Source organism: Ruminococcus sp. AF17-22AC, assembly GCF_003460065.1.
Lineage (GTDB): Bacteria > Bacillota > Clostridia > Lachnospirales > Lachnospiraceae > Blautia_A.
The window spans coordinates 113,226-125,479 of sequence record NZ_QRXT01000005.1 but is presented as its reverse complement, the minus strand read 5'-3'; the positions used below and the strand labels follow the sequence as shown (position 1 = coordinate 125,479).

At 43.4% G+C, this 12,254-nt stretch carries 10 protein-coding genes and 3 tRNA genes; all 13 read left to right on the top strand.

Annotated features, from left to right (window positions below; genetic code table 11):
* Nucleotides 1–32: 32 nt before the first annotated feature.
* Complete coding sequence (locus DWW86_RS09215) at nucleotides 33–782, top strand: amino acid ABC transporter ATP-binding protein (RefSeq protein WP_072523362.1); 750 nt, start codon at nucleotides 33–35, stop codon at nucleotides 780–782.
* 117 nt (nucleotides 783–899) lie between these two features.
* Nucleotides 900–2,333, top strand: a complete 1,434-nt coding sequence (purB, locus tag DWW86_RS09210) for an adenylosuccinate lyase (RefSeq protein WP_015542322.1) — start codon at nucleotides 900–902, stop codon at nucleotides 2,331–2,333.
* 22 nt (nucleotides 2,334–2,355) lie between these two features.
* Nucleotides 2,356–3,636 (top strand): adenylosuccinate synthase, encoded by a 1,281-nt coding sequence (locus DWW86_RS09205; RefSeq protein WP_072521704.1) that lies wholly within the window; start codon nucleotides 2,356–2,358, stop codon nucleotides 3,634–3,636.
* A gap of 60 nt (nucleotides 3,637–3,696) precedes the next feature.
* Nucleotides 3,697–4,515: an HAD family hydrolase gene (locus DWW86_RS09200; protein WP_117942919.1), complete on the top strand. Its 819-nt coding sequence runs from the start codon at nucleotides 3,697–3,699 to the stop codon at nucleotides 4,513–4,515.
* A 280-nt stretch (nucleotides 4,516–4,795) separates the two neighbouring features.
* Nucleotides 4,796–5,305 (top strand): SEC-C metal-binding domain-containing protein, encoded by a 510-nt coding sequence (locus DWW86_RS09195; RefSeq protein WP_072521703.1) that lies wholly within the window; start codon nucleotides 4,796–4,798, stop codon nucleotides 5,303–5,305.
* Nucleotides 5,305–5,787: a YdcF family protein gene (locus DWW86_RS09190; RefSeq protein WP_117942918.1), complete on the top strand. Its 483-nt coding sequence runs from the start codon at nucleotides 5,305–5,307 to the stop codon at nucleotides 5,785–5,787. Before DWW86_RS09195 ends, DWW86_RS09190 begins: the two co-directional genes overlap by 1 nt.
* 105 nt (nucleotides 5,788–5,892) lie before the next feature.
* Nucleotides 5,893–5,965: transfer RNA gene (locus tag DWW86_RS09185), tRNA-Val, on the top strand.
* A gap of 8 nt (nucleotides 5,966–5,973) precedes the next feature.
* Nucleotides 5,974–6,047: transfer RNA gene (locus DWW86_RS09180), tRNA-Met, on the top strand.
* Between the two features lie 25 nt (nucleotides 6,048–6,072).
* A tRNA-Met gene (locus tag DWW86_RS09175) sits at nucleotides 6,073–6,146 on the top strand.
* A 184-nt stretch (nucleotides 6,147–6,330) separates the two neighbouring features.
* On the top strand, nucleotides 6,331–7,230 hold the full coding sequence (locus DWW86_RS09170) for a diacylglycerol/lipid kinase family protein (RefSeq protein WP_072523360.1): 900 nt from the start codon (nucleotides 6,331–6,333) through the stop codon (nucleotides 7,228–7,230).
* Nucleotides 7,231–7,272: 42 nt separating this feature from the next.
* On the top strand, nucleotides 7,273–9,387 hold the full coding sequence (locus tag DWW86_RS09165) for a glutamine synthetase III family protein (RefSeq protein ID WP_117942917.1): 2,115 nt from the start codon (nucleotides 7,273–7,275) through the stop codon (nucleotides 9,385–9,387).
* A gap of 33 nt (nucleotides 9,388–9,420) precedes the next feature.
* Nucleotides 9,421–10,338 carry an AAA family ATPase gene (locus DWW86_RS09160; protein ID WP_072521700.1) on the top strand — a complete coding sequence of 306 codons (918 nt, stop codon included), beginning with the start codon at nucleotides 9,421–9,423 and terminating at the stop codon, nucleotides 10,336–10,338.
* Nucleotides 10,331–12,124, top strand: a complete 1,794-nt coding sequence (locus DWW86_RS09155; RefSeq protein ID WP_181985335.1) for a cobaltochelatase CobT-related protein — start codon at nucleotides 10,331–10,333, stop codon at nucleotides 12,122–12,124. The genes DWW86_RS09160 and DWW86_RS09155 overlap by 8 nt, the downstream gene beginning before the upstream one ends.
* The last annotated feature ends 130 nt before the right edge of the window (nucleotides 12,125–12,254 follow it).

Here is a 12,254-nt window from a genome sequence, read left to right as displayed (position 1 = left end):
GAGGAAATGCTTTGAGTACAAGTCTTCTGGAAATGAATCATATCAAAAAAGAATTTGACGGTCTTCAGGTTTTGAAAGACGTGTCAATTCATGTAAACGAAGGCGAGGTCGTTTCTATCATCGGTTCCTCCGGTTCCGGTAAATCCACACTTCTTCGCTGCGCGACACTGCTGACTCTGCTCGATGATGGTGAGATCAGCTACATGGGAAAGAAAACAGCCTGGACAGAAAACGGAAAAGTCTGTCTGCCGAACAAAGCACAGTTAAAAGAAATTCAGTCATGTTTCGGTCTGGTATTTCAGAATTTTAACCTGTTCCCACATTATACGGTAATGAAAAATATTACCGATGCACCGATACATGTGCAGAAAAGAAATAAAGATGAGGTTTACAAAGAAGCAAGAGAGCTTCTTGCAAAGATGGGATTATCCGATAAAGAAAACGCTTATCCATATCAGCTTTCCGGCGGCCAGTGCCAGCGAGTGGCAATAGCAAGAGCGCTTGCACTGAATCCTAAGATTTTGTTTTTTGATGAGCCGACATCTGCACTCGATCCGGAACTGACCGGTGAGGTGCTGCGCGTGATCCGTTCCCTCGCAGATCTTCACATTACAATGGTGATCGTCACTCATGAGATGAATTTTGCCCGTGATATTTCTGACCGCGTTATCTTTATGGATAAAGGTGTGATCGCTGTGGAAGGTACTCCGCAGGAGGTATTTTCTTCAAATAATACACGAATCAAAGAATTCCTTGGCAAATTTCATCAGGGAGAGGAATAAAGGGATTGCTTTTAATGATGCGATGTTATATAATTTCTGCGTAATGATAGGAAATCTGATTAACCGCAGCGATACTTCTCCTGCGGTTAATCGAGTGAGATGATAGGAGTAAATTACATGAGTACAGACAGATACGTAAGTCCCCTTTCGGAGCGTTATGCCAGTAAGGAAATGCAGTACATTTTTTCTCCGGATATGAAGTTTCGCACATGGAGAAGATTGTGGATCGCTCTGGCTGAGACAGAAAAAGAGCTTGGCCTGAACATCACTCAGGAGCAGATCGATGAACTGAAAGCTCACAAAGATGATATCAACTATGATGTGGCAAAGGAAAGAGAACGTCAGGTACGCCATGACGTTATGTCCCATGTGTACGCGTACGGTGTACAGTGCCCGAAAGCAAAAGGAATCATCCATCTGGGTGCAACTTCCTGCTATGTAGGCGACAATACCGACATTATTGTGATGTCCGAAGCTTTAAAACTGGTTCAGAAAAAACTGGTAAACGTCATTGCAGAACTGTCAAAATTTGCAGATAAATACAAAGAACAGCCGACACTGGCATTTACACATTTCCAGCCAGCACAGCCGACGACTGTTGGTAAACGTGCGACACTCTGGACACAGGAATTCCTGATGGATCTCGAGGATCTGGAATATGTGATGAGCACTCTGAAACTTCTCGGTTCCAAGGGAACGACCGGTACACAGGCAAGCTTCCTTGAACTGTTTGAAGGAGATCAGGAGACCATCGATAAGATTGATCCGATGATCGCAGAGAAGATGGGATTCAAGAACTGCTATCCGGTATCCGGACAGACCTATTCTCGTAAAGTTGACACAAGAGTTTTGAATATTCTGGCAGGAATCGCAGCAAGTGCACACAAGATGTCAAATGATATCCGCCTTCTGCAGCACCTGAAAGAAGTGGAAGAGCCATTCGAAAAATCACAGATTGGTTCTTCTGCGATGGCATACAAGCGTAACCCGATGAGAAGCGAGCGTATCGCATCTCTGTCCAGATACGTAATGGTAGATGCACTGAATCCGGCAATCACTTCCGCTACACAGTGGTTTGAGAGAACACTGGATGACTCTGCAAACAAACGTCTCAGCATTCCGGAAGGATTCCTTGCAATTGATGGTATTCTGGATCTGTGCCTGAACGTTGTAGACGGACTGGTTGTTTATCCGAAAGTTATCGAGAAACACATGATGGCAGAACTTCCGTTTATGGCTACCGAGAACATCATGATGGATGCAGTAAAAGCCGGCGGAGACCGTCAGGAACTGCATGAGCGTATCCGTGAGCTTTCCATGGAAGCAGGACGTACCGTTAAGGTAGAAGGTAAAGACAATGACCTTCTTGAGAGAATTGCAGCAGACCCTGCATTCAACCTGACAATCGAAGAGCTTCAGAAATCTATGGATCCGTCCAGATATGTTGGCAGAGCGAAAGAACAGACAACTGCATTTATTACAAAGACTGTACAGCCGGTTCTGGATGCACATAAAGAAATGCTCGGCATGACCGCGGAAATAAACGTCTAAAACACGAGGAGGATAAAGTGTTATGATCAAAGCAGTAGTTGGCGCAAACTGGGGAGATGAAGGTAAAGGTAAAATTACCGATATGCTTGCTCAGGAAGCAGATATCATTGTAAGATTTCAGGGAGGAGCAAATGCAGGTCATACAATCGTAAATGACTACGGTAAATTTGCACTGCATACACTTCCGTCCGGTGTATTTTATAACCATACAACAAGTGTGATCGGAAACGGTGTTGCACTGAACATTCCGGTATTCTTCAAAGAATATAATGAAGTAGTTGAAAGAGGCGTTCCGGCTCCGAAGATCATGATCTCCGACAGAGCACAGATCGTTATGCCATATCACATTCTGTTTGACCAGTACGAAGAAGAACGTCTGGGTGGTAAATCCTTCGGATCTACCAAATCCGGTATCGCTCCGTTCTATTCAGACAAATATGCAAAGATCGGTTTCCAGGTACATGAGCTGTTCGATGACGATGCACTCAAAGAAAAAATCGCACATGTTGTCGAGACAAAGAATATTATGCTGGAGCATCTGTATCACAAACCACTTCTTGATCCGAACGAGATCTATGAAGAACTCATGAAATACAAAGAAATGGTTGCTCCATATGTAGGAGATGTTTCCCTTTTCCTGTGGAATGCATTAAAAGAAGGTAAAGAGATCCTGCTTGAGGGACAGCTTGGTTCTCTGAAGGATCCGGATCACGGAATTTATCCGATGGTTACCTCTTCCTCTACACTTGCAGCTTACGGTGCAATAGGAGCAGGTGTTCCACCATACGAAATCAAAAAAATCATCACAGTATGCAAAGCTTACTCCAGTGCAGTAGGAGCAGGTGCTTTTGTTTCCGAAATCTTCGGTGAAGAAGCTGATGAGCTTAGAAGACGCGGTGGAGACGGTGGAGAATACGGCGCAACAACCGGACGTCCGAGACGTATGGGATGGTTTGACTGTGTTGCTTCCAAGTACGGATGCCGTATGCAGGGAGCAACCGATGTTGCCTTTACAGTACTTGATGTGCTTGGCTATCTGGATGAGATACCGGTATGCACAGGTTACGAGATCGACGGAAAGGTTACTACAGATTTCCCGACCACAACTCTTCTCGAGAAGGCAAAACCTGTTCTTGAAGTATTGCCGGGATGGAAAACAGACATCCGTGGAATCAAAAATTATGAAGATCTTCCGGAAAACTGCCGTAAATATGTAGAATTCGTTGAGAAACAGATTGGCTTCCCGATCACTATGATTTCCAACGGACCAGGAAGAAACGACATTATTTACAGAAATAAGTAATCAGCAACATAGAACGCGCCGGGGAACTCTCCGGCGCATTTGTTTAATAAAGAGGTAAATATGAAAAACTGGAAAAAATATGCGGCGATCATCGCAGCAATCGCTCTGCTGGTAATTTTCTGCCTTCCGATGTATTTTGCACTGAAGGGCGACTTTTCCCAGAAGGAATTTATGGCATCACTTTTTACGGTGATGTTTGTTGCGGTCATGTGTTATGTGATTCTGATGTTGTTCAAATATCTAAATAAAAAGAAAGATGGTCAGGAGAAAAGCAGTATGATTAAAAATGTGATTTTTGATGTAGGTCTTGTGCTTGTGGAATTTAACTGGCAGGATTATCTCGACAGCTTTGGTTTTGACGAAGAAAAGCGTGAGCGTATCGCGAAGGCAACATTCCAGAGCCCGGTCTGGGATGAAAGAGACAGAGGTCTTTATGACGAGGAGAATTATGTGCGCCAGTGTCAGGAACTGGCACCGGAGTATGCCAAAGATATTGCGGCAGTGATGAGAGATACACCAAAGACCGTGCGCAGAATGCCATATGCAGAAACCTGGACCAAATATCTGAAAAGCCAGGGTTATCAGTTATATGTACTGTCTAATTATAGCAGATATATGCTGGATCGTACGAAAAAAGAAATGCCGTTTCTCAAATACATGGACGGTACCGTATTTTCCTGTGATGTGAAGCAGTTAAAGCCGGAAACTGACATTTATCAGACACTGCTTGACCGGTTTGGACTGAAAGCAGAGGAGTGTGTGTTTATTGACGACCGTCCGGTGAACTGTGAGGGAGCACAGAAAGCAGGAATCCATACAATCTGTTTCAAGAGTTTCAAGCAGGCAGCAGCAGAACTGGAAGCACTCGGCGTGAAATAAAAAAAGACGTTTTTTCGTACAAGAACAAAAGAAAAGCCCCAAAACCGCGGCATGGGCGTCAGTCCTGAGACCTTTCGTAAGGGGAGGATATAAATAAGTATTTCTTATGTTATCTTTTGCAGTGTTCTTCAAAGAAATCTTATTGGAACACTTATAGTATGACCGTTATATGAGTATTTATACAGAATTTTCACAAAAATTATTACAATATGATTTGTCTTTTAGTAAAAAAGATGATATAATGAACCACAGGCAAAATTTTTGAAAAGAGGATAAACAAATGAGCGATAAAACAATCTTAGAGCAGTGGCGTGAGATTGCCTACAATCAGCAGGCAGACCGCAATCAGCTCCAGAGATTCTGGGCAAACTATTTTAATATCGAAAAAGGCATTTATGAGCAGCTTCTTTCCAATCCGGATGAAGTGGTAAGCGGTACAGTTAAAGAACTGGCTGAGAAATATGGACAGGATGTTATGACTATGGTTGGTTTCCTTGACGGTATCAACGACAGCCTTAAGATCCCGAATCCGATCGAGACCATGGATGAAAATACCAAAGTTACACTTGCTTTTGATAAAGAACTTCTTTATAAGAACATGGTAGATGCAAAGGCTGACTGGCTGTATGAACTGCCACAGTGGAACGACATCTTTACTGAAGAAAAACGTAAAGAACTTTACAAAGAGCAGAAAAAGTCCGGTACAGTTGTAAAACCGCACAAAATCGGCCGTAACGATCCATGCCCGTGTGGAAGCGGCAAGAAATACAAACACTGCTGCGGCAGATAATGAAAACCAGATCTGATCTGGATTATATAATTGTGCTTGGAGCACATGTAAATGGCACAAAGCTTACATTAGCCCTTCTGGAACGAGTCAGAAGGGCTTTGCTGTATCTGGAAGAAAATCCGGGTACGAAGGCTGTGCTTTCCGGAGGACGGGGCGACGGGGAGCGGATCAGCGAAGCAGAGGCTATGTACAGATATCTTACAGAGCATGGTATTTCACCGGAACGTCTCATTAAAGAAGAACGGTCAACCAATACAAAAGAAAATCTGGATTTCAGTCTGCGTCTGATCGGCAGTACGGACTACAGCATTGGAATCGTGACAAATAACTTTCATGTATTTCGCGGTGTTGCGATTGGAAAGAAATGTGGATGTCAGAAAATTTATCCGCTTCCGTCAAGGTATTGTTCCTGGAGACTGCTCATTTATATTCCCAGGGAGATACTTGCGATTCTGAAAGATAAAATTGTCGGAAATTTATGAAAAAAATAAAATTTAAAAAAAATAAAAAAAGTGTTGACACATTGATTCGGAAATAGTATACTAACGAAGTCGGTTAAGCGGAAGCATAATGACAGGCATACAAATGGGATCTTAGCTCAGCTGGGAGAGCATCTGCCTTACAAGCAGAGGGTCATAGGTTCGAGCCCTATAGGTCCCATTAAATATGGCGAGATAGCTCAGTTGGCTAGAGCACACGGTTCATACCCGTGGTGTCGAGGGTTCGAATCCCCCTCTCGCTACTTTTTTATGCCTCTAACTGAATATGGCGAGATAGCTCAGTTGGCTAGAGCACACGGTTCATACCCGTGGTGTCGAGGGTTCGAATCCCCCTCTCGCTATTGAATGAAGTCCTCTGATTTATTTCAGAGGATTTTTTGTTGTACGTAGATAAATTTTTGTTTTGACGGGAAATGATTTCAAAATTTTTTGAGGGGACTAACACAAAAAATTTGCATCTAGGAATTTGACGTGATTTGTTGTATGATATACACTGTCAGTAAAAAAGAAAGGGGAAATCAGACCGTGGCAAAAAAAATGCTTTTTGTGTTTAATCCAAAAGCAGGAAAAGGAAAGATCAAGACGCATTTGCTGGACATTGTAGATATATTCAGCAGCCATAATTATGAGATTATTATCCGTTCCACGCAGGCTCCCAGAGATGCATATGAGAAAGCTAAGGAGTATGCTGATTCCGTTGATCTGATTGTATGCAGCGGTGGTGACGGTACGCTGGATGAAGTTGTTACCGGCATTATGGAGGTGGACAGCAGTGTTCCGATTGGATATATTCCGGCAGGAAGTACGAATGATTTTGCAAACAGTCTTTTTATGCCGAAAAATATGATCAGAGTAGCAGAGATGATTATGGCGGAAGAATTGTATCATTGTGATATCGGAAGATTCAATCAGAAGACTTTTGCTTATGTAGCTGCATTTGGCTTATTTACAGATGTGTCTTATGAGACAGACCAGGATCTGAAAAACGTTCTGGGACATGTTGCCTATGTTCTGGAAGGGGTAAAACGCCTCTTTGATATCAAATCTTATCATATGAAAGTGAGCTCTGAGGAAGTTCAGGTGGAAGATGATTTTATTGTCGGAATGATCACCAATTCCAGATCTGTAGGAGGGTTTAAGAATCTTACGGGCAAGAACGTAGATATGAATGATGGATTTTTTGAGGTGACGCTGATCGTTCATCCGAAGAACCCATTGCAGCTTCAGGAAATCATGACAGCACTTGTGATGGCAGAAGACAATACGGACATGATTTATTCCTTCAAAACCAGACAACTTACTATAGAAACAGATGAGGAAGTGCCGTGGACCCTGGACGGAGAGTTTGGCGGAAATCACAGTTATGTAGAAATCGAAAACAGACACAAGGCACTGAATCTTTATCTTCAGAGCAGCAAAAAGTAAAAACGACATATAATGCAAACGAGAACCAAAAGGAGAAAGAGAATGTCAGATTACGTAAATGTAACAGAGATTTTCGGATGTGACGTATTTAATGACGCGGTCATGGAAGAACGTCTTCCGAAAAAAGTATACAAAGAGCTGAAAAAAACCATCGAAGAGGGAAAGGAACTCTCTTTGGAAGTGGCAGATGTAGTTGCTCATGAAATGAAAGAATGGGCAATTGAAAAGGGTGCAACTCATTACAGTCACTGGTTTCAGCCGCTGACAGGTGTAACTGCGGAAAAGCATGATGCGTTTATCACCGCACCAAAAGAGAACGGCAAGGTTCTGATGAGCTTTTCAGGTAAAGAACTGATCAAGGGAGAATCCGATGCGTCTTCATTCCCGTCAGGTGGGCTTCGAGCAACTTTTGAGGCAAGAGGATATACAGCGTGGGACTGTACGTCACCGGCTTTTGTACGTCATGATGCGGCCGGCGGAACGCTTTGCATTCCTACCGCATTCTGTTCTTATACAGGAGAAGCACTTGATCAGAAAACACCGCTTCTGCGTTCTATGGAAGCTATTAATACACAGTCTTTACGACTTCTCCGACTTTTTGGAAATACGACATCTAAGAAAGTAACACCATCTGTAGGTGCAGAACAGGAATACTTCCTTGTAGATAAAGAAAAATGGCTTCAGAGAAAAGATCTGATCTATACCGGCAGAACTCTTTTTGGCGCAATGCCTCCGAAAGGACAGGAGATGGACGACCACTATCTTGGCACGATCCGTCAGAGAATTTCCGCCTACATGAAAGAAGTAAATGAAGAGTGCTGGAAACTGGGAGTAACGGCAAAGACACAGCACAATGAAGTTGCTCCGGCACAGCATGAGCTGGCACCGATCTATGCACCGGTAAATATCGCTGCAGACCACAACCAGATCATGATGCGTATTCTCAAGAAGGTAGCAAGTCGTCATGGTATGCGCTGTCTGCTTCACGAGAAACCGTTTGCAGGAGTAAATGGTTCCGGTAAGCATAACAACTGGTCTCTGACAACGGATGATGGAATCAATCTTCTGGATCCGGGAAAGACACCACATGAAAATATTCAGTTCCTCCTTGTACTGACCTGTATCCTGAAAGCTGTAGATACTCATGCAGATCTTCTTCGCGAGTCCGCAGCAGATGTAGGAAACGACCAGAGACTTGGTGGTAACGAAGCACCGCCGGCTGTTATTTCTGTATTCCTCGGTGAGCAGCTGGGGGATGTTCTTGATCAGCTGATCAGCACAGGAACTGCGACACACAGCAAAAAGGGTACGATTCTTGAGACTGGTGTAAAGACACTTCCGGATTTCATGAAAGATGCGACAGACCGTAACCGTACTTCCCCGTTTGCATTCACCGGCAACAAATTCGAATTCCGTATGGTCGGTTCCAGAGATTCTATTTCTGAGTGTAATGTCGTACTGAATACGATCGCTGCCGAGGCTTTTAAAGAAGCCTGCGACCGTCTGGAAAAAGCAGATGACTTCGAGATGGCAGTTCATGACCTGATCAAAGAATATGCAATTGATCACCAGCGAATTGTTTTTAATGGAAACGGCTATGCACCGGAATGGGCAGAAGAAGCAAAACGTCGTGGCCTTCCGAATCTTCCGTCTATGGTGGATGCGATTCCGGCACTGACAACAGACAAGGCGGTTAAACTGTTTGAAGAATTCCATGTATTCACAAAGACTGAGCTGGAATCCCGTGCAGAGATTCAGTATGAAATCTATGCAAAAGCAGTCAATATCGAAGCGAAGACTATGATCGATCTTGCTACGAAGCAGATCATTCCGGCTGTTGTCCGTTACACAACTGTTCTTGCGGACTCTGTAAATACTGTCCGCGCAGTCGGAGATATCGATGTCAGCGTGCAGCTCGAACTTCTGAAAAAGTGTTCTGCACTTCTGAAAACGACAAACAGTGCAATGAAGAATCTTTCAGATGTTGTTGCAAAAGTTTCTGAGATTCCGGAAGGCAGAGAACGTGCAGTATATTGTAAAGACATAGTCTGCAAGGCAATGACAGAACTCCGTACTCCGGTTGATGAGCTGGAAATGCTTGTTGATAAGTCCATGTGGCCAATGCCTTCTTATGGAGATCTGATTTTTGAGGTTTAAAAATAAGGGATTATATTTTCAGGGAGAATTGAATTGGAAGAACTGAAATTTCTAGAGGAGCAGAATGTCTCCTCCGGTTTAATAAAAAAAGTACTGGAGTTTCGGGAAATGTACCCGGTTCCGGATGAAGCGGCAGGCAGGATCACAAAGCCTGCCATCCCTTTTTATGGGAAAGAAATTCTGGAAATGGCGATTGCGGGTCTGCTTCAGGGACAGAATCTGCTTCTTGCAGGTCCGAAGGCAACCGGCAAAAATATTCTGGCAGAAAATCTGGCATATATTTTTAACAGACCGACATATAATGTATCTTTTCATGTAAATACAAACAGCGGTGACCTGATCGGCACCGATACCTTTGAAGATGATCAGGTTAAGCTTCGTAAGGGAAGTATTTATCGTTGTGCAGAATGTGGCGGATTCGGAGTGCTGGATGAGATCAATATGGCAAAGAATGATGCTGTTTCAGTACTGCATGCAACGTTGGATCATCGCCGTTCCATTGATGTACCCGGGTATGATAAGATTGATCTGCATCCGGCGGCACGTTTTATCGGCACGATGAACTATGGATATGCCGGAACAAAGGAACTGAATGAAGCTCTGGTTTCCAGATTTATGGTAATTGATATGCCGGCACAGACAGAAGAGACACTGCAGTTTATTTTTCATCAGATGTTTCCGACGGCAAAAGAACATGCAATCGATCAGTTTATCGGGGTGTTTCTTGATCTGCAGCTCAAAGCACAAAACAGTGAAATCTCTACGAAAGCACTGGATCTTCGAGGACTCCTTGCTGCAATGAAGATCGTGGAAGTGGGGCTTTCTCCGGCAAAAGCGATCCGTATGGGAGTGATCAACAAAACGTTTGATATCTTTGAAAAAGAAATCGTAGAAGATGTCGTAAACACCAGAATTCCTTTGGAATGGACCAGAGAGGATGTCTATGAATAATACAGAACCAGTTGAAATTGATGATTACCGTCTGGAACTGGAAAACAGGATTCGAAATCTTTTGTGGACAGTCAGCGGTGATTACGGACTGGATATGAAGCCTGACGTGTCACTTTTTCTGAGATCAAAGGCAATTGCACTCTATGATGGAATCAAACAGGGAGCGCTTGCCAGATATTATGATAAGGATATGCTCGGGCTTTATCTTGTCAAAAAGATATTTATGGAAGCAGGAGAAAACGAGCTGACTTTTGTGGCACAGCTTTGCATAGAGGAAGCAATCGGTGAGAAAGTCTGTAAAGAACGACCGGGAATCCGCTCTATGCAGAGACAGTGTTTTGAAGATATTCTGGATCAGGAATTCGAAAAGATGCCATCACAGGCGGATCTTGCCGGCAGACTTAAAGTGAATGTCCTAAGACGCAGACTTTCAGAAGGAGAGTATCATACCGAACAGAAAATGCAGCCGTTTATGGAATTGGTACAGGAAGCCGGCAGTACGAAAGATACGATGGAACTGATCAGGATTATTGACCGGCTGTACAATTCGCTGATCGATCCGAAGTTTGAGCGTAATCATGGAACTCTGGAACAGGTGCTTGCGGTTACACTGGAAGACCTGACTGAATTTTCGTGGGAGGATTATCTTTCGGAGGAAATGTATGAGGAAGCTCTGGAAACATACGTAGATAAGCTGACAACAAATGTTGCCGGACTTGAGAACGCTGCCGTTACCGAAGAAATGGAAGAAAAACGTGAGAGAAGACGAAAGGTAACAGTGGTTACACCGGAGATGCAGGAAAAAGCCCACACATATGTGGAACTGAATTATGGCATCACGTATCTGACTGAAGCAGAAGAAAAACGCATGAATTATCTGATGTGCAGAGATATCCACAGTGACTGCAGCCTGTATTTCACAGAAGGAATCCTGAAAAATCCTGCAAAAATAAATTATCAGTATGAATATGCGAAACGGCTCCGCAACAAAAATATCTGGCTGTATCATGACAAGCACAGGATTGTGAAACAGAATATATCAGAGCTGACGGCAACATTACGTAAATCACTGGTACTCAGAAGTGAGAGCCAGACTGTTTTTTCGGACAGAGGAAAGGTTGTTCCGTCTCGATTGTGGAGGGTGGGACGAAGCAGAGAAGCAAGAATTTTTGAACAGGAGCTGAAGGGAGATGCATCGGATTTTGTTGTGGATGTGCTGATCGATGCAAGCGGTTCGCAGATGAGCCGTCAGGGTGAAGTGGCAATTCAGGCTTATATCATCAGCGAAGCCCTCAGTAATGTCGATATTCCGCACAGAGTGATGAGCTTCTGCACTTTCTGGGATTACACGATACTGCACAGATTCCGTAAATATGATGATCCGCGTTCAGAAAATGAAAACATCTTTAATTATGTAACTTCTTCCAATAACCGTGACGGACTTGCAATCCGGACTGCCGGATATGATCTCCTCCAGCGGGAAGAAGAAAAGAAAATCATGATCATCTTAAGTGATGGCAGACCATATGATGTGATCGTAAACCGTCCGAATGCAAAAAATTCGCAGCCATATCGTGGCAAAGTAGCAGTAATGGACACGGGGATGGAAGTGCGGCGTCTCCGAAATCTTGATGTCAGCGTTCTTGGTGTTTTTGCGGGGGAAGAAAAAGATCTGGATACGGAGAAAAAGATTTTCGGTAAAGACTTTGCGTATATCCGCGATATTACGAAATTTTCGAGAATTGTCGGGAAATATCTGACAAAACAGCTTGAGATTGATGAATGATAGACAAAAATATGCAATATTTCCAAAAAATGTTAAATAAAACGAACAAAAGTATAAAAAGTTCATAAAATCGCCCTTGCGAATACTGACAAAGTCAGTTATAATAATAAGAGGTTCATAACAAAAAAAC